Genomic DNA, 18,862 nt, shown 5'->3' with positions numbered 1-18,862 from the left:
GACCGGAACCGGAATTCGGCCCTTGCGTTTATCGGTGCAGCTCCATGGATGACGGGCATCGAACGATGCGCTTCCGCGCGAAGTCAGTTTCCGGACTCGACCCACAACGGACTGTCGTCTCACTCCGAAACGGACGTTCAATACCCAGTACCAGCGACCCGAAGCGCCGTCCACTGCTGCTAACCGTAAACGTGCACTGGGATCACGTTAGCGCGTCCTGCGCTGTCTGGAAGATCGGCGCCGCGGGTCCGATTTGAAATAATCCCCCGTCGTGTAATCGGCAAGGCGGTTAGGCATGTCCCTCCGCGCCACTGTGTCGGAGTACAGCCTCAATAAAGGATTCGGTATTGAAGAACGGCTCCTTCTCCGTAAAGAGAATTGGTTCTTTCGCAGCAGCAGTAAATACCGGTTCAGCGACCATTCGGCCGCCCTCGCTCATTTCAGCGACAAGGGCCAGAGGGAGTTTGCCGCTTGTGATAAGGGCAGCCACGGCTTGCAGCCTGCAATGAACCGCAAACGCCTTGTAATGTTGCCCTTTAAAGAGACGCGCAACGCAGCTCGTCTGCCCCTCCCAATTCCGTTTCTCAGGCGGAAGGTTATGAACTTCGTGGCTCGCAAAAATCAAGTCCTCCACGGAGACAGCAACCGAGTTGAGGCGAGCGATCAGGTTCGCGGTGTCTTGATCCATGGACTTGCCTCACATGATGTTGAGCGACGCGCCCGAGCAACGAGGCGCAGGCGACCCTCGGGAGGTGCGCCCACGCTTGCTGCAGCGGTGTCGTCACACTCGCTTAGAGCGCGGCTGCAACCGCGCGTCGACCGTTTCCCCGGCCGAGCAGGTCGTAGCGATCGAGATTCATGACCTTGTTCCACGCCGCCACGAAGTCGCGCACGAATCTCTCCTTCCCGTCGTCGCACGCGTAGACCTCGGCCAGCGCGCGCAATTGAGAATGCGCCCCGAAGACAAGGTCGGCAGCCGTCGCGGTCCACCTGGTCTTGCCCGTAGTGCGATCATTGCCCTCGTACACGTTCTTGTCCGAGACGGAAGGTCTCCACGCTGTGCCGATGTCGAGCAAGTTCACGAAGAAGTCGTTGCTCAACGTGCCCGGCTTGTCGGTGAACACGCCGTGCTTCGATTGCCCGTGGTTTGCACCGAGCATGCGCATGCCGCCGACGAGAACCGTCATCTGGGGCGCGGTCAGCTTTAAGAGGTTGGCCCGGTCCAGCAGACGGGTCTCCGGCGACAGGGGGTCTTCCGCTCGGAAATAGTTGCGGAACCCGTCGCCGATCGGTTCGAGCACATCAAAGATGCTCTCATCCGTCTGTTCCTGCGAGGCATCGGTGCGACCCGGCGCGAACGGGACGCTAATTTTGTATCCGGCCTTTCTGGCCGCTTCCTCGACGGCAGCGCACCCGCCGAGGACAATCAGATCGGCAAGCGAAACCTTCTTGCCGCCGGACTGCGAGCCGTTGAAGTCTTTCTGGATGCGCTCAAGGGCTGTCAGGACCTTTGCCAGCCGCGGCGGCTCATTGGACTCCCAATCCTTTTGCGGCGCCAGGCGAATCCGCGCGCCGTTGGCACCACCACGTTTATCGGTGCCACGGAAGCTGGCGGCAGCGCCCCAGGCTGTGGAAACCAACTCAGGGACGGACAAACCAGAGTCGAGGACCGTGCGCTTGAGGGCGACGATATCCTGTTCGCTGACCAGCACGTGATCGACGGGTGGTATCGGGTCTTGCCAAAGCTGCGCCTCTGGGACCCAGGGGCCCAAATAGCGTGAGCGGGGACCCATGTCGCGGTGAAGCAACTTGAACCAGGCTTTGGCAAACGCGTCCTCAAGCTGGTCTGGGTTGTCGTAGAAGCGCTTCGCAATCGGCCCGTAAATCGGATCCATTCGCAGCGACAGGTCTGTCGTCAGCATCGTCGGCGCGTGCCGCTTGGACGCCTCGTGTGCATCGGGCACAGTGTCGTTCGCCTCGGGATTCTTGGGCGTCCACTGCTTCGCGCCCGCAGGGCTCGTCGTCAGCTCCCACTCGTACTTGAACAGGTTCTCCAGAAACCCGTTGTCCCATGTGGTCGGATTGTTGGTCCATACGCCTTCAAGCCCGCTGGTAATCGCATCGGAACCCTTGCCGCTGCCGAACTTGTTCTTCCAGCCTAGGCCTTGCTCCTCGATCGAGGCGCCCTCTGGTTCCGGGCCGACATTCCCTACCGCCGGCGCAGCACCATGCGTCTTGCCGACCGTGTGGCCGCCCACGATGAGCGCAACGGTTTCTTCATCGTTCATGGCCATGCGGCCAAAAGTATCGCGGATGTCCTTGGCCGCAGCGAGCGGATCGGGGTTGCCCCCCGGTCCCTCGGGATTGACGTAGATCAGGCCCATCTGCACGTTGGCGAGCGGCTTGGCGAGTTCCCGGTCGCCGCTGTAGCGCTCGTCCCCCAGCCACGTGTCCTCCGGACCCCAAAAAATGTCTTCGGGCTCCCAGACGTCGGGCCGGCCAAAACCGAAGCCGAAGGTCTTGAAGCCCATCGATTCATAAGCCACATTGCCGGCCAAGATCAGCAGATCGGCCCAAGAAATTTTCTGGCCGTACTTCTGCTTGATGGGCCAGAGCAGCCGGCGCGCCTTGTCGAGATTGGCGTTGTCCGGCCAACTGTTCAGCGGCGCAAACCGCTGCTGGCCCTCGCCGCCGCCGCCGCGACCATCGGCGATGCGATACGTGCCGGCGGCATGCCAGGACATGCGGATGAACAAGGGCCCGTAGTGGCCGTAGTCGGCCGGCCACCAATCCTGGGATGTGGTCATGAGCTTGATGAGGTCCTGCTTCAGCGCCTCGACATCAAGACTCCTGAACTGTTCGGCATAGTCGAACTCCTCTTCCAACGGGCAGGACAGGTGCGAGTGCGTGTGAAGCACCGAAAGATCCAGCTGATTCGGCCACCAATCCTCGTTCCTCATCGGTCGGCTGACCTTTGGAGTTGGCGCGGGGTTGGCAGGGCTTTCGCTTTCGCTAACACTTCCGGTGTGTCGCTTGTCAGACATATCATCCTCCATGGACCGTGGTAGCAAATTTTCGAGATGACACCTCCTGGTGTAGTTTTCTGCCAGCAGAAAATCAAACCTAGACCGTTGAAATTTAACGATCAATGCGATAGGGGAAAGCAATCGAATTAATCGCTAAAGCGCCGCGCAGTATGCTGGGGCTTGTGAGAGCTCCGCGTGCAAGCGTTCCGAGACGGTCTGCATCTCGGCGAGCGGTCGAGGTTCGACAAAGCGATCCAACAGCCAGCCGTTCTCGGTTTCCGTTCAGAATGTCGGAAAGAGGACGACGATAGGCTTGCGCGTACGGCTTCGGCTCACCGAAACCTGACCAATATAGGCCGAAGCGCGAGGTCGTGAAGTATGTCCCTTCGCCATGCGTTCGTGCATCCATCCAGTCTCGCATGGGGAGCGCCATGGAGAACACCAAAGTCGATCCCCGTCGCGCTACGCGCCGGAATTCCCTGAGAACCGGCGCAAGGTCTTCGACATAGTCGAAAGCCAGTGCGCACAAAATGTTGTCGAACGACTGATCGGAAAGCCAGTCGAGGGAGATGCAAGGTCGCCTGTCGTCGCCTCGACCGGAAGCGTGGCACATCGATGACGTGCAAGCTCGACCATTTTTGGTGTTACATCGAACGCGTGGACGGTTGCAACGCATCGCGCGAGATGCTCGCTGCATATACCGGGCCCGCTAATGGGTGTCAACGATCTGAATGCCGATGTCGAATGGCTGATTATGGCCGCGTACTGCCCGTCGCCACCAACCGAACCAGGCTTTGGTCGGTGATCAATGTTGACATGCAGCATCCATTCGCAAACGCTGACCAGCGACTTACTCTTTTCGGGAATGGTCGCGCCGAACCGACAAGCAAAGCAACACGGCGCCTACGGTAACCAGTTCGTCTCGATCGTCAGATGCGGATTCCGGTCAGACTGAACATTGATTCCGGCGAGCACTGAACACCCTGCTGGTGCAGACCAGGGGCGGGTGGCCCGCTGCTGTCATGCCCCACAGGCTATATTCTGAAAAGGTCCGCTTTTGACCCAATGAAGCGGACATTCTTGACCAGCAGGCAAAAATCATCGACTTGATCGGATCAATCCATACAGGGGGTGGCATGGAAACCAGACGTGAGCGAGCGTTGGTCCTCCATGGTGGTGGATCGGCCGGCAATGCGTGGGAGATCGGCGTCGTCGCCGGCCTGTTCGATGCCGGGTTGGATGTGACCGAGGCCGATTTGATCATCGGGACGTCGGCTGGATCGACTGCCGCGGCCCAGATCACTAGCGCGACCCCGACCGAACTGCTTGCCGCCATCCTTTCCGCTGCATCCCAGCAACGGACTGGTCCGAGCGGACCCGAGGGTGGAGGCGTTCCCATTGGGCCGGCCGCGAACCATATGGAGATAACGAGCCGAATCATCGCCGCCGCTGAGGATGCGGCCGACATGCGCCGCAGAATGGGTGCGGCGGCGCTCGAAATGGACGCGGCGTCGGACGGCTCCGGGCAAACGCGGTGGCGCGCTGTCGTCGCCGCTCGGCTGCCCAGTCAGCGCTGGCCGGAACGGCCGTTGCTCATCACGGCGGTCGATGCCCATACCGGTGAACCGGTCGTGTTCGACCGCCACAGCGGAGTCGGCCTCGTGGACGCCGTCGCCGCCAGCACTTCCAACGGCTTCGGTGTCCCTCCCTACAGCATCGGCGACAACCGATACATCGACGGCGGCTACCGACGCAACGAGAATGCCGATCTGGCAGCCGGATACGCGCGGGTGCTGGTGCTGTCACCCTTCGGTGGCAGTTCACGGCATCCGCTGGAGTGGGGCATGCACCTTGCTGCACAGGTCGACGAACTCCGCGCGGGCAACAGCAGAGTCGAGACGATCTTCCCGGACGGCGACTCGCTCAGCGCGTTCGGTGTCAACATGATGGATCTGTCGACGCGTCCGCCCGCCGCTCAAGCCGGTTACAACCAAGGCAGAGCCCTTGCCGATCAGCTCACCGAATTCTGGCGCTGACGCTTAACATCCGCTTTCGACCCAAAGGAGCCGGTCAAACAGCATTTTCGATCGGCGGCTGTAGAGCAAATATGAGCCGTTCGATCCCTAGGCGCGCGCGAACCTCCAGGGCCTGATCCGGGCAGCTCAAGCAGCATCCTGTTCACGGCGACGGGCGATCGAGGGATGGAGGAAAGCGGAGCGTTCCGTGGAGTTTCTTACTTGCGCACAGGCATCTCGCTCATAGCGGGCATAGCCCTTCTGAGGACACGCCCGAAGGTCGTTCCTTGCACGAGTATGGAAAAAATGACGGTCACGTAGGTCGCGGTGAGGATCAGCTCACGCTCCGGACCCGCCGGCAGCAATAGCGCCAGCGCGATCGACAGGGCGCCTCGAAGCCCGCCCCAGATCAGCAGCGGGATCGTGCCTGCCGGAAACTCGAAACGCGCGCGGATCGTCCAGATCGGAATCGCCACACTGATCGCACGACCAAGCAGCACGCATTCGATACCGATCAGTCCGAGCAGCAGATATGAGCCAGCGGCCTTGATCGCGATCATCTCCAGGCCGATCAGGAGAAAGAGCACGCCATCCAGAATATCGTCGATCGCCTCCCAAAACACTGTCAGGTACTGGCGAGTCTGTTCCGAGAATGCCGTCTTCCATCCTTCATTGCCCAGAAACAGCCCGTCAACCACAACGGCAATGGGCCCTGAGAAGTGAAGCAGTTCTGCCAGCGCGTATGAGCCCATGCATAAGGCAATCGAGAGCAGGACCTCGACATGATGATTGTCGCCAGCAAAACTGCAATGGCCACCCCTTTAGCCTCGCTCCGACTCATACCAGCCCCGGCCGCTTTCAACGCATTTATAGGCCGCTCTAGGTGAGGCTAGGTCAATTCTGGCTACAGTCGGATGCGCTCATGGCTCCAGCCATCCCCCCCCCGCCGACGCGACAGCGTTAGGGGGAGACGCTGATTCAGCGACTGCAGCCGGAGTAATGCGCAACCACTTGCCCTGGCGCCCATCACAGAGCGTCGTCCTTCAGATCTGGTTGAACCCGACGCGGGATAGCAGTTCAGAGAATCTGGGATCGAAGCGAGCGCTGTCGAAGGTAGGTTCTGTCCTGAGCTCAATGAAGTCAGGACTGTGCTCATCGTAGGCTTTTTCCAGCCAGCCGAAGGTCTGCTCTTTGTCCCCGAGCGAACCAAACACTTTCGCCATGTTGTAGGGGTGGACGTAGTGCTTTTCGGATTCCGTCTCCAGCGCATCCACGATCTGCTGCATGGCCGCTCTCATGTCGGCGGCAGCGTAGGTCTGGCACAGCCCCGTCAGCGCCTCTGTGCTCCTCCCGGAAAGCGTTACAGCCTTCTGCATCTCCTCGATTGCGTCATCGAACAACTTCTGTTGCTGATAAACCAATCCCAGCCTGAAGTGAAGCAGAAAGTGGTTTGGATCGATTTCCAGGGCTTTACGGAGTTCTTCCCGTGCCTGGTCGTATCGCCGAGCAAGGTACAAGATGATGGCAACAGATGAATTCAGCACTGAATTCAACGGATCCATCTGTTGGGACTGCCTGACCCTGGCAATGGCTTCTTCGGCTCTGCCTGCCATCATGAGATATTCCGCGTACCAATAATAGGCGATCGCGTGTCCTGGATTCAGTTCAATGGCGCGCAGAAAATCCTGTTCCAGATCGACCCAATCCCAATCGTGCAAACGCACATGGGCCAGTGACGCATAAGCCTCACCCAAATCAGGTTCAATCTGCAGCGCTTTCCTGGCTGCCATTTTTGCTCTATGAAACGTTTCGCGCGCAGGGCTCACGCCGCGACATGCAAGCATCGTGTAAGCATCGGCCACTCCGTCATAGGCGGCCGCAAAGTTCGGCTGGTGTCCAATAGCGAGCTGAAAATACTCAATGCTCTTTCGCATTCCTTCTTCGGTGCGCTTGGACAAGAAGTGACGCCCCTTGAGATACGCTTCGTGCGCCTGCGCATCAATGGCAGGAGTACGGTCTAAACGCCCTTGCTCGTGCGGCGTGAGCTTGATCTCAATTTCGCGGGCAATTGCCTTGGCCACCTCGATCTGGAGTGCCAGGATGTCATGTCGGTTCCCCTCGTAGGTCTCGGCCCAAAGGTGCGTTTCGTCGCTTACCCGGATGAGCTGCGCCGCAACCCGTACCCGATCTCCGGCACGCCGGACGCTTCCCTCAAGCACGTGGGAAACCCCGAGGTCTTGGCCGATCTGATGAATGGTCTTGGTCGTGGATTTGTAGCGCATCGCCGAAGTCCGGGCGATTACACCCAGGCGCTCCGGGCTGAGCCGGGCAAGTTGGGTGATCATATCCTCAGTTAAGCCCTCACTGAAGTAATCATATTTGTCGCCGCCACCAAGACTTTCGAACGGAAGCACGACCAGTATCACTCGCCCCTCCGATGGCCATGGATTATTTGGGAGCGGTAATGCTTCCCGTTCACTCGGTTCGCTTTCCAGCAGCGCCCTGCCGTTAGGTTGCAAACGCCCCGGTCCATCCTCGGTGAGCGGCGGCCTTCCTGGGACAGCAGTGACCGGTCGGTGCCGGTTCCGATACAGCGCATCAGCCACAATGATTGCGATTCCAACAAAGACAATCACCGGCCGGGCATCGAGCGCCAAGCGCGACAAATGCTCCACCCTCTCTGGCGCCGCAATATAGCGGATTAGTCGAGCGATGAATTCCTGCGGCGCGAAGCCGGTGATTGCCAAGAGGACGCCCCCAATGAACCATTCGCTAACCCGCTCTCGCAACATCGCCCACAGGTGCCTCGGTATTCGCTGTGGGGTTCGTCCGTCTTTTTCATCTTCCATGGCGTCCCCGCATAGAGTCGTGTCGACCAGGCGTTACGGTCCCTGGCGCGGCACAGGAAGTTGGGAAGTGGGCTAAGGCGTACACGCCGTCGCAATCTTCGCGCGACATTCTCTAGCCTACACAAACAGCGCTCATTGTTTCTGTGGCGCGAGGTAGCGCAGCGCTGCGGTCCGCTAGTAGCCTTCAAGTGACTCGAACGATTCGTGCGCGCGGGAGGATCAAGAAGATTGCAATTCGTACCACGCCAACATAGCTACATTAATAACTATCTGCTTTTCTCAGACGAAGATCTACGCACCACCGCGCAGACCACCCAGCCCCTCCAGTGGATTCGCCCCCTCGGAGGGGGCGTCGCGGAGAAAGGAATTTCCTTCGAATGTAAGAATCGGGGCTACCTGAACAAAGGCGCAATGCAATAACCGACGCCGTGCTCACGGAAAGTGCCCCGTCTGTGCGCCACCGGTCAGCGTCGAATACCAGAACGTCCACGCCTGGCCGACTGCCGCCGAACGCGGCCGGCCGTAGCCGACCCACACCTGCCCTTCATGAAGACATTTCTACCGTCAGCAATGACGCACATAGCGGACACCGAGGGTCGATTGTCTTAAGCGTTGCTGTCGGTCGGGTTTGGAACGAAGCAGCCAATTGGCCGCAAAATGCGGTCGATTGGTCCACCTACGCCGCCCCTATAACCCCTGCGGGGGCTAAGCGTCGGAGCGCTTCAGTCGCATCGAAACCGAGAAGCGTTCAGCTGGATGGACGCTAATCGACACCTCGAAGGTTTCCCCCGCGGAGTCGAGATAGCGCCGCACAATCTCAAGCGCCGCAGTCCCCTTCGCGACTTTCAGCCTTTCCGCCATCTCCTGCGAAATCAGAGCGGCGTGCACGTCCTGCTGGATCTCCGCGATGCAGCGACCATAGCGCGCTTCGATTAACGAACTGATCAGCGTATCCGGTTGAGCTCGCGCAGCCTCTGCAACTTCCGTATAAGCCGGGTCGATATACACGTCGGTCCAACCGACTGGCGGACTCTCTCTGTCGCCGTCGATGCGCAGGCTCGACACGCGCAGCCATCGCGCACCGTCTGCACATTTCAGCGTCTTGGCGAGCTTGCCGCTTGCGAAGATCTCCTCCGTCGATTGCACCAGACGCAAGTGCTCGGAGCCGAACTGCACGAGATCGTCCACCGATGCGAGCGACGGCCGAAACTCGTTCTTCGGCTGCGCCGATTCGACGCGCGTTCCCGCGTTCTTGCGCCGCGACACGAACCCCAACTGCTGCAATTCGTGCAGTGCTGCGCGAACCGTATGCCGGCTCGTCTGATAGTGGTCGCGCAGTTCAAGTTCGGTGGGCAGATACGAGCCGACCGGATAGCGGCCGGACGCAATGCCCTGAGTCAAGTCGCGAGCGATGTCAGCGAAGTGCGGTCTGTTCATTTGGGTGGCGATGCAGTCGATTTATCAGAGGCCAGGGTAAATCATAGCTTGTTCAACATGTCCGGACATATTAATTTGTTTATGTCCGGACATATCGCTGATTTCGCGAATGACTCCGCCCCTTTTTAAAACCGGTTTCCTGCACTTTCCAGAGGTCGTCATGACGAGCCGCACTATCCCCATGGCCAGCACGGTGGTCGATTCAATCCTGTTCCGCGACGCCTTCGGCACGGCGAAGATGCGTGCGCTGTTCTCCGATTACGCGCTCGTGCAGCGCTATATCGAAGTGGAAGTGGCGCTGGCCAAGGCTGAAGCGCGCGTCGGCGTGATTCCGGCCGACGCGGCGGAAGTGATCGCCCGTGAATCGACGATCGAGCGGATCGATTTCGATCACATGCGCGAGGAGACAGGCATTGTGGGTTATCCGATTCTGCCGCTCGTTCACCAACTCGTCGGCATGTGCGGCGAAGCGGGCCGCTACGTCCATTGGGGCGCGACGACACAGGACATCATGGATACGGTGGTCTCGCTGCAGGTGCGCGATGCGCTCGATGTGATCGACAGCGACATACGCGAACTGCGCGCGATTCTGGTCGATCTTGCAAAGAAACACCGCGATACGCCGATGGCGGGCCGCACACACTTGCAGCAGGCGTTGCCCGTCACGTTTGGCTACAAGGTCGCGATCTGGCTGGCGATGTTCGACCGGCATCAGCAACGCCTCGCCGAGCTGCGTCCGAGGGTGGCCGTCGTCGAATTCGCAGGGGCCGCGGGCACGCTGGCCTCGCTCGGTGACAAAGGTTTCGAGGTTCAGAAGGCGCTCGCCGATGAATTGAAGCTCGGCGTACCCGCAACCACGTGGCACGTGGCACGCGACGGTTTCGCCGAAGCGGTCAACCTGCTCGCGCTCGTGACTGGCTCGCTCGGCAAGATCGCGCTGGACATCATGATCATGGCGTCGACGGAGTTCGCCGAAGTGTACGAGCCGTTCGTCAAGGGGCGCGGAGCGAGCAGCACCATGCCGCAAAAACGCAATCCGATTTCCAGCGAACTGATGCTTGCCGCGGCGAAAGCGGTGCGTCAGCACGCGGGGCTGATGGTCGACGCGATGATCCAGGATTTCGAGCGCGCCACGGGCCCATGGCACGCGGAATGGATCGCGATTCCCGAGAGCTTCATCCTTTCGGCTGGCGCGCTGCATCAGGCGAAGTTCGCGCTCGGGGGCTTGATCGTCGACACCGAACGCATGAAACACAACCTGGGTATCACCAGGGGGTTGATCGTCGCGGAGGCGGTCATGATGGGAATGGCGCCGTTCACCGGCCGCCAGCAGGCTCACGATATCGTCTACGACGCTTGCCGTACCGTGAACGAGAAAGGCGGCACGCTCGCCGAAGCGCTAGCGGCGCTGCCCGAAGTCACCACGCATTTCGACCGCGCGGCGATCGATCGAATGACCGATCCAGCCAACTATCTCGGCCTCGCGCCGCACATGGTTGATCGCGCCGTCGAATTGTCCAGCGGCATCTGAGTGAAAGGCGTGGAGGAGCACACATCATGAACAACGATATCGCATTAAACGAAACGCCGGACGTTCCGCCGCCCAGAAGGCTGCCGTGGTACCGCAAGCTGGGCATACAGGTTCTGGTCGGGCTGATCCTCGGGATTGCCGTTGGTCTGATCTTCCCGAAAGCTGGTGGACAGCTTAAGGTACTGGGCGACATCTTTCTGTCGCTTATCAAGGCCGGTGTTGCGCCGCTGGTGTTTCTCACCATCGTGCATGGCATCGCGTCGGCGGGTGACGTCAAGAGCGCGGGCCGCGTAGGATGGCGCTCGATCGTCTATTTCGAAGTGGTATCGACCATTGCCTTGATGGTCGGCCTGCTGGCGGGCAACCTGCTGCAAACCGGAAAAGGCATGACGGCCGTCGCCGTTGGAGCGGCACCGCCGGTGGTTGCAAAGATGGAGTCACAAGGCTTCGTCGCGTTTGTCATGCACATCGTGCCGGACAACTTCATCGGCGCCTTCGTGAAGGGAGAACTGCTGCAGGTGGTGGTGCTGGCTGTGATGGTCGGTATCGGGATACTTGCGATTCCTGAACGCCGCCGCGTCAGGATCAACGAGGGACTCGATCTGGTTTCCGAAGTCCTGTTCTCGTTCATCAACCTGGTGATGAAGGTTGCGCCGCTCGGCACCTTCGGCGCCGTCGCTTATTCGGTGGGTAGCAACGGTACTGCTGTGCTGATTGCGCTTGCCCAGCTCGTTTTCAGTTTCTATGCGGTCGTAATCCTGTTCATCGCCGTGGTAATGGGGATCATCGCGAAGGTGGCAGGTTTCAGTCTGTGGCGCTTCCTGCGCTATATCAAGGACGAGATCTTCATCGTGCTGGGTACTGCGTCGTCGGAGAGCGCGCTGCCGCGTCTTCTGATCAAACTCGAGCGGCTTGGCTGCGCGAAGCAGACTGTCGGGCTCGTGCTGCCGACGGGTTATGCATTCAACCTTGACGGGACGTCCCTGTTCATGTCGATGGGCGTGCTGTTCATTGCTCACGCGTATGGCGTGCCAATTACGCTACAGCATCAGGTGGGCCTACTCCTGTTGATGCTGTTGACCTCCAAGGGCGCGGCCACGGTGTCGGGCGGATCGTTTGTGGTGTTTGCTGCGACGGTGGCGTCGACCGGCATCCTGCCTGTTGAAGGGGTCGCGGTGATCTTCGGTGTCTACCGCTTCATGTCAATGGCGATCGCCACCTGCAACACGATCGGTAACAGCCTTGCTACGGTCGTGATTGCAAAGTGGTCGCATACGTTCGATGCGCAGGTTGCGGAGCGTCATTTCTATCCGGAGCGTTACCCGGCCACCGCGCAGGCCGATGAAAGTCTTGCTGACGGTAACTTGCTGCCCGAGGACATGAGTGACGCGAATCCGCACCCGAGCGGCATCCCTATGAAAAGTGCAGGCACTGCGCGATGATCTGTTCCGCTCGGCCCCCGGCGCCTCGTCGGAGGCCTGGCGCTTCAGCGCTCTATCAGTTGGCGGCCGGACTGCCACTGATGTAGTGCGATCGTCCGAAATGGTCAAGGAACCAGCCATTCATGCGCAGTGAGCGACCGTCGCTTGATGGCCGCACTGAGACGAATGACACCCTCGCGGGTGGCGCCTCTGCATCGTTGAACGACGAACTTCCGTCGCCGAACCCGTGGGGTCCTTCAGTCCTTCGAATAACGGTCGTCCAATATCATCCGCCCCTTTGCCGGGAGATGCGCTATGCGGGCGCAAGCTTGCCACTACTATAGAAAGAAAGATGAAATGTGATTGCCTCGAGCAGCCCACAATCTGCAGGATCGAAGGCACCGTGCGTGCACTCTTTCCGAGCTTCAGTTGCATCGATACTGCAGATTGGAAGGCACTTCTCCGATGCCCAACGTGTGGGCAGCTCTGGTCCGTCGACGAATGGGACAAATATCAGGCCCAGTTCGCCGTCAAGATCGCGGACTTCGACGCTTGGCAAGTGTCTGATGAGGTCCAGCGTAAGTTGCACCTTACCCAGTCGCGTGGCGAGAACGCAGAAGCGAAGTGTATGTGGAATGACTGCGAGAAACGACAGCTAAACGGCAGTGCGTATTGTGTCAATCATCTCTACGCTACGGGCGTGAGAACCTGACTCCGTCGCGCGACCTGATAACGAATCGCCCCGGGACGGCCTAGTGACGGAAGTAGGCTGTAGCCTAAAGTTTACACTCCGGCGCTTTGAGCGCAGACGGCCAAAAAACATTGTCCGCTACAACGCCGCCCTAGCTAGAAGCCCACCAACGCTCGGCTTCCTCTCACAGCCACTGAAACGTCTATGCCGGAGTTACCGTCCAACACCCTGTCGGGGCGTCCGGAACCGGGTGCTCATGCCGGCACGAACGGCGACACCTTGTTCCGGCCGGTGGCCTTGGCGGTGTACAGCGCCTCGTCGGCAGCCTTGATCACCGCGGTCACATCACCGTCCTGCTCTGGTGCCCAGCTGGCCGTGCCGATGCTGGCGGTGACGCGCCCGTATTCGCTGCCCGCGTGCTCGATCGCCAGTTCGCTGATCGCCTCGCGGATCTGCTCGGCGATCCGCGCGGCGCCCGCCGGTGGGGTGTCAGGCAGCACCACGACGAACTCCTCCCCGCCGTAGCGCGCCGCACTGTCTCCAGGCCGCCGGATGTTCTCGCCGATGCACCGTGCCACCGCGGCCAGCGCGTCGTCGCCGGCCTGGTGGCCGTACGTGTCGTTGTAGGCTTTGAACCGGTCAATGTCGACGAACAGCAGCGAAAACATGCTGCGCGTGCGGCGGGCCCGGCGCCATTCCTGGTCGAGAATCTCGCCCAGCGTCCGGCGGTTGTTCAGCCCGGTGAGACCGTCCGTTTTCGCGAGCAGTTCCAGTTCCGATTCGGCACGCATCCGGCGCCGCAGCTGGGCGCCCAGCATGAACGACAGCGCGACGAACCCCAGACCGAAGGCGACCATCACCGAGCCGATCGTCATCGCGCGCTGCCGCCACGCCGCATAGATGTCCTGCTCCGCCTCGGCCACCATGATGATCAGCGGCAGATCCGGAAAATTCCTGAATAGATACAGCCGGCGCACACCGTCAATCGACGCAGTGTCCGAGAAGCTGCCTTCTGCTGCCGACCTGAAATGCCGGAACGTGCTGGCCTTGCTGATATCGCGTCCGATGGTGCGCACGTTGTACGGCTGGCGCATGACCATGATGCCGTCCCGGCCGATCAGGGCCACGGATCCGTGCGGCCCAAGGGACAGTCCGGCGAACAACGTGTGGAAATACTCGAGATCGACGGCGATCAGCACGATGCCGGCAAACGAGCCGTCCGGATGCGAAAGCCGCCGGGTCAGCGCGATGCTCGGCGAGCCGTTACGCAGTCGCGAGTGAAAGGGATCGCTGATGTAGAGGCCGACATCCGGATGGTCGCGCTGGATCGTGAAATACCTGCGATCGGCAAAATTGCCCTTGCGCGGAACGTCGCTCCCCGAATCAATGACGACGTTGCCCGAGGCATCCAGCACCAGCATCGATTCAAGGTATCTGGCAGTCGCCGCACGATCGAACAGCACCTGTCGCCGCAGACGGGGCGGCAGTGCCAGCACGTCAGGGTCGCGCATGCCGTCGACGACCTCCTGCAGGGATAGCGCGTACAGCTCGAAGTTCCGCTCGATGTCGCGCTCGGCGATCAGGGCAAGGTTGCGTGACGTCTCGCGGGCGCGGTCCATCGCGTCGAGGCGCCCCTGGTACAGCACCGTCGCGCATAGGGAGACCATGACAAGCGCGATGAAAATCCCGCCCCAGATAATGGCCTGGGGCGCGAGGCCTCCGCGCCACAGGCGTCCAGCCAGGGACGGAAGCGCCCTCTTCTTTTTCGTCACGGTCTCCATCCTGCCCCCAATGCCCTTCAGCAAAATCCACCGCGCATGTACGCGAGGCCGGGCTGAAGTCCAGCGTTGATCGTCTGGCGCTAACTGGCATTTCCAGATCCGGCGTCTGGAAGAGCGACCGGGATTTTACCGGTTCGCCCATCCGTTGTCGGCAATTTATCTGTTTTCTTGATCCATATCATCCAGACGGCATTTTCTTTTTGGCATTTGTGGATAACAGCGATTAAACGCGCTTCGAACGCAAGCCGATACGCCAGAACAACTCAATCACTCAGCTCAACCTCCGGAATCATTTGCATTGCACAGGTTGATGGGCGAACCGATATTTCCGCTGCCGCCAGTACGGCACGAATCTGTCTGGCAAAGGTCACTGCGTGCGCCCCGTCTCCGTGCAGACAGAGGGTCTGCGCACGCACTCGCACCCACGTACCGTCGCGCGTGCGCACGCGCTGGTCCCGGATCATGACGAGCGCCTGCTCGCAGGCCTCGGCGTCACTGTCCAGCAGCGCCCCCGACTCCGTGCGCGGCACGAGTTTGCCATCCGCCGTGTATCCCCGGTCGGCAAACCCCTCTTCGACGGCAGCCAGACCCATGGCGCGCGCCACGTCGATCAGTTGGCCACCTGCGAGCCCAAAGACCGCCAGGCGAGCGTTAGTGTCCCGGACGGCATGCACAACCGCCAGTGCCAGGTTGAGATCCCGCTCAGCCTGGTTATACAGGGCCCCATGAGGCTTGACATGGGTCAGGCGGCCGCCAAGGCCGTGGACAATCGCCGCAAGCGCCCCGACCTGATACTGCACGCCGGCATAGACCTCTTCGGGACGAAGATCCATGACGACCCGCCCGAAATGCTCGCGGTCGGGAAAGCTCGGGTGAGCGCCGATCGCGACGCCGCGCTGCAGCGCTTCATCCGTCACGCGGCGCATCGTTGTTGCGTCACCGGCATGCCACCCACACGCGATATTGACCGAACTGGCGAAAGCCAGCAGTGCCGTATCGTGCTCAAATCCCTCGCCAATATCGACGTTCAAATCAATTGTTTGCTGCATCATCTGTCTCCTGCGTACATGGTCGACTGCACCGTATTCGCCGGCGCGTCGGGTCTTCAATACAGGAAAGCGCGAATCGGCGCGACGTTCCAAGCCTTAGCCCGGCGCGAGCGATGCCGCGATTGCGTCCCCTGCCCACCCTCTCCCGTCAAGCTGCACTCTCGTCTACCGCGTGGAGCTGGTCCTTTGGCATCCTCAGGTTGTAATCGCGCACGATGCCGTCCTTCACCTCGATCGCGTCCGGCAGTCGGAATACCGACACCGCCGCCTTCAGGTGCTGCGTCTGATCTTCGAGCGACCCGGCTGCGGCGGCGGCCTCCTCGACCAGTGCCGCATTCTGTTGTGTGACTTCGTCCATCTGCGAAACCGCGCGATTGACCTGCTCGACTCCGCTGCTCTGCTCGGCGGAAGCCGCCGCGATCTCACCCATCCTGTCGCTCATGCCGCGAACCGCCTGGACAATCTCGTCCATCGTACGGCCGGCCTGCTCCACCAGTTGAGAGCCGCGCTCCACCTGGCGTGTGGAATCCTCGATCAACTCCCTGCTCCCCTGCGCCGCGGTCGCGCTGCGCTGCGCCAGCCGGCGCACTTCGGCCGCCACCACGGCAAAGCCGCGTCCCTGTTCGCCTGCCCGCGCAGCTTCGACTGCAGCGTTCAGTGCCAGGAGATTGGTCTGGAAGGCGATCTCATCGATCACGCGAATGACGTCTTTGATCTGCTTCGAGCGGTCGGTGATACCGCCCATGGTCTGCACGACCTCGCTCATGACGTCGCCGCCACGCACCGCGATTGCCGCTGTGTTGCCGGCGAGTTGACCCGCCTCGCGCGCGTGCCCGGCATTCTGCTTCGCGGTAGCGGTCAGCTCGTCCATGATCGCGGCGGTCTCTTCGAGCGAGGCGGCCTGTTGCTCGGTGCGCTGGGACAGGTCGATATTGCCGGCCGAAATCTGGCTGGTTGACGTGACCACCGAGTCAGCCGCCTCCCGTACCTTGCCCACGGTTCGGGCCAGGCTGTCTTTCATGTCGTTGAGTGCCTGCATCAGCAAGCCGGTTTCGTCCCTTGACCTGAAATCAATCGCACCGGTCAGGTCTCCCGAGGCCACCGCCTGAGCGACCTGCACCGCTTCGCCCAACGGCCGTGTAATGCTGCGGGTGATCCACCACGCGAGGCCGAGGCCGAGCATCACGGCCAAGGTCCCCAACCCCACGATGAGCGTGCGCGCGGAGGCAATGTCAAGGCGCGCCTGAGCGCCGGCCACCTCCATCTGCTGCCTCTGGAACACGACCATCGCCCTGACCTCGTCCTGCAAGGCATCCAGTGCCGGAAGCGTCTCCTTGCGCACCATCTCGGTCGCCTCGTCGCGTCGCCCTTGCGCGAGCAGCTTTCCCACCTGCGTGAAGGACATCACATAGCGGGCGCGGGTATCCTCCACTCTGTTCAGCACCACCATGCCTTGCGCCGACGATACGCGTTGACGCAACGTCTGCATGGCCTCATCGATCGCTTTCCTGTTAGCGTCGATCGACGCCTGGATTCTGGCCGTGTGCGCCGGATCACTGGCAATGAAGAGTTCAAGGGTGTTCCTTGCGTTCCAGCGCGTGCGCGCATTGATGATCTGCGCCGCATCCGCCTTGACCCAGTGCTCGTCGATCTGCTGGTTGTTGTCGGCGATACTGGCGAGGCGCGTCAGCCCCACGACGAGTAGCGCGGCCAGCAACATCAGGACGAGCCCGAAGCCCACGGTTAATCTGGTTCCGATTTTCATGTATGCAAGAAGCATCACGGCATCACCTTTATTCCCCGACGGCAGGCCGACCAGGCCACTGCTGGCATCAGGCGTTGCTCCGTCGGCGTCGCGACGACGGATGCCAGCTATACCCGGCCTGGTCGGCGGACCCGCGTCCAGTTTCGTAAAAACTACGTACTCTTTAGCAATCGTGTTCCAAGCGAACTTGTCTGTCTGTAATAACGGTTGCACGCAGACGACCTTTACGGGTAGCAGCGTCGATGAGGAAATTTCGGTGGATTTCGCCATAGACGGGCGGTTGACGCAAAGAGGCGAAACACGCAGCAGGGTCATTCCGAAAAATCTCCCCGGCTGCGACAAACTGGCCCTCATTGAATCGCGTTGACCGCGTGTATACCCTCTCCCGTGCACCCGCGAGGTTGACTTTGCGCGGATCTCGCCGAATGCAGAGATGCGGACGCTGCCCTGTCGGGAAATGGAAGGCGCTGGAACATCCCGCCCAGGTGAGTCTCACGCCTGAGACATCACCCTCGCGCGTTGCTTGAAGTCACTGAGCCGAGTCCATTGGGGGGCACGACACCACATGATTCGCGCGTGCCTGGGCTCCCAGCGTGCGATTCGGGTCGCGTCACACCCTCGAGGCTCTTGTCGCGAAAACGCCAGGGGATCGGGCAAGTGCGCAAAACCGCCTCGCAGATAGAGGCCGTTCCATCGGCGTTCGAGATACAAGTTTGCAACATCGCGGACAAAGCCCTTCTCATCGAATCACAACGACTGCTTCCGTCATGTGGTCGTCCTGGCGGATGCCCTTACCCTCGCTCGTAGCACACGACGGAGCATGGCTCGACAGCGTTAAAACGGCCGACCGCGCCGTTACGTCGCTAGCACATTAAAACATCATTTTTAGTTAGCATTCCGACATACACAACATGCCTAACCGTGTTATGCGGCCGCTTTCAGGTTTCACGTCTGATACACCGCGCACGGATTTCCCCGGTTGCTGTTCATCCTTTCGTTGCAGGCGCCCCGGCGACCACACAGAAGGTGGTACTGGCACAGTTGTCGCGTAGGAGAGGAAGCGCGCGGTAGTCAAGGCGTTTCCGGTGTGCCGCAGTGTCCCATGAACAGGACGCTTCGGCCGGCAGCACTGCAGCCGGAAGCACACCTGGTCCAGACGCGCCGCGGCAGAGTGATGTCGTTCACGCTGGCCGGCAGGGGCTACCGCATTTTTTGTGGCTGGTCTGTTGGATGCCGCACCAACCGTAGTCGCACATTTTCGCCTCTTCCGTTATGCATATATTTAGTGATGCAAATT

General features: G+C 60.6%; 10 protein-coding genes and 2 pseudogenes. 3 read left to right on the top strand and 9 right to left on the bottom strand.

Annotated elements, in window-relative coordinates; translation table 11 throughout:
• Window positions 1-289 precede the first annotated feature (289 nt).
• The 3 genes and pseudogenes from AC3WLT_RS25965 to AC3WLT_RS25955 all read right to left on the bottom strand — a co-directional run bounded on the left by AC3WLT_RS25965 (window position 290) and on the right by AC3WLT_RS25955 (window position 3,851).
• A complete protein-coding gene (locus AC3WLT_RS25965; RefSeq protein WP_492594545.1) occupies window positions 290-688 on the bottom strand; it encodes a hypothetical protein in 399 nt (132 codons plus the stop codon).
• A 103-nt stretch (window positions 689-791) separates the two neighbouring features.
• The gene (gene katG / locus AC3WLT_RS25960; RefSeq protein WP_492594548.1) at window positions 792-2,960 is read right to left on the bottom strand and encodes a catalase/peroxidase HPI; all 2,169 of its coding nucleotides are present in this window, start codon (window positions 2,958-2,960) and stop codon (window positions 792-794) included.
• A gap of 219 nt (window positions 2,961-3,179) precedes the next feature.
• A pseudogene (locus AC3WLT_RS25955) lies at window positions 3,180-3,851 on the bottom strand (class I SAM-dependent methyltransferase).
• Between the two features lie 311 nt (window positions 3,852-4,162).
• On the opposite strand from AC3WLT_RS25955, the gene AC3WLT_RS25950 reads away from it, so the two are divergent.
• Window positions 4,163-5,062 (top strand): patatin-like phospholipase family protein, encoded by a 900-nt coding sequence (locus tag AC3WLT_RS25950; protein WP_492594544.1) that lies wholly within the window; start codon window positions 4,163-4,165, stop codon window positions 5,060-5,062.
• 197 nt (window positions 5,063-5,259) lie between these two features.
• Here the strand turns inward: AC3WLT_RS25950 and AC3WLT_RS25945 are convergent.
• From AC3WLT_RS25945 to AC3WLT_RS25935, 3 genes and pseudogenes are all read right to left on the bottom strand, one after another.
• Window positions 5,260-5,826: pseudogene (locus AC3WLT_RS25945) on the bottom strand (cation:proton antiporter domain-containing protein); the annotation flags it as partial.
• Window positions 5,827-6,084: 258 nt separating this feature from the next.
• Window positions 6,085-7,890, bottom strand: coding sequence for a tetratricopeptide repeat protein (locus AC3WLT_RS25940; RefSeq protein ID WP_492594543.1), 1,806 nt, complete (start codon window positions 7,888-7,890; stop codon window positions 6,085-6,087).
• A gap of 705 nt (window positions 7,891-8,595) precedes the next feature.
• Window positions 8,596-9,327 carry a GntR family transcriptional regulator gene (locus tag AC3WLT_RS25935; RefSeq protein ID WP_492594542.1) on the bottom strand — a complete coding sequence of 244 codons (732 nt, stop codon included), beginning with the start codon at window positions 9,325-9,327 and terminating at the stop codon, window positions 8,596-8,598.
• 160 nt (window positions 9,328-9,487) lie between these two features.
• Here AC3WLT_RS25935 and AC3WLT_RS25930 point away from each other — a divergent pair, with 160 nt between their 5' ends.
• Entirely contained in the window at window positions 9,488-10,858 is a 1,371-nt protein-coding gene (locus AC3WLT_RS25930) for a class-II fumarase/aspartase family protein (protein WP_492594541.1), read from the top strand.
• A gap of 26 nt (window positions 10,859-10,884) precedes the next feature.
• Complete coding sequence (locus AC3WLT_RS25925; protein WP_492594540.1) at window positions 10,885-12,300, top strand: cation:dicarboxylate symporter family transporter; 1,416 nt, start codon at window positions 10,885-10,887, stop codon at window positions 12,298-12,300.
• 924 nt (window positions 12,301-13,224) lie between these two features.
• On the opposite strand, the gene AC3WLT_RS25920 is transcribed toward AC3WLT_RS25925, so the two are convergent.
• From AC3WLT_RS25920 to AC3WLT_RS25910, 3 genes are all read right to left on the bottom strand, one after another.
• A complete protein-coding gene (locus tag AC3WLT_RS25920) occupies window positions 13,225-14,751 on the bottom strand; it encodes a sensor domain-containing diguanylate cyclase (RefSeq protein ID WP_492594539.1) in 1,527 nt (508 codons plus the stop codon).
• A gap of 263 nt (window positions 14,752-15,014) precedes the next feature.
• On the bottom strand, window positions 15,015-15,803 hold the full coding sequence (gene pxpA, locus AC3WLT_RS25915) for a 5-oxoprolinase subunit PxpA (RefSeq protein ID WP_492594538.1): 789 nt from the start codon (window positions 15,801-15,803) through the stop codon (window positions 15,015-15,017).
• A 145-nt stretch (window positions 15,804-15,948) separates the two neighbouring features.
• Window positions 15,949-17,880 carry a methyl-accepting chemotaxis protein gene (locus tag AC3WLT_RS25910; protein WP_492594537.1) on the bottom strand — a complete coding sequence of 644 codons (1,932 nt, stop codon included), beginning with the start codon at window positions 17,878-17,880 and terminating at the stop codon, window positions 15,949-15,951.
• Between the last annotated feature and the right edge of the window lie 982 nt (window positions 17,881-18,862).

Source organism: Paraburkholderia sp. FW306-2-2C-D06C (assembly GCF_058781505.1).
The sequence above is the reverse complement of the archived record's forward strand: the minus strand, read 5'-3'. Positions and strand labels throughout refer to the sequence as shown.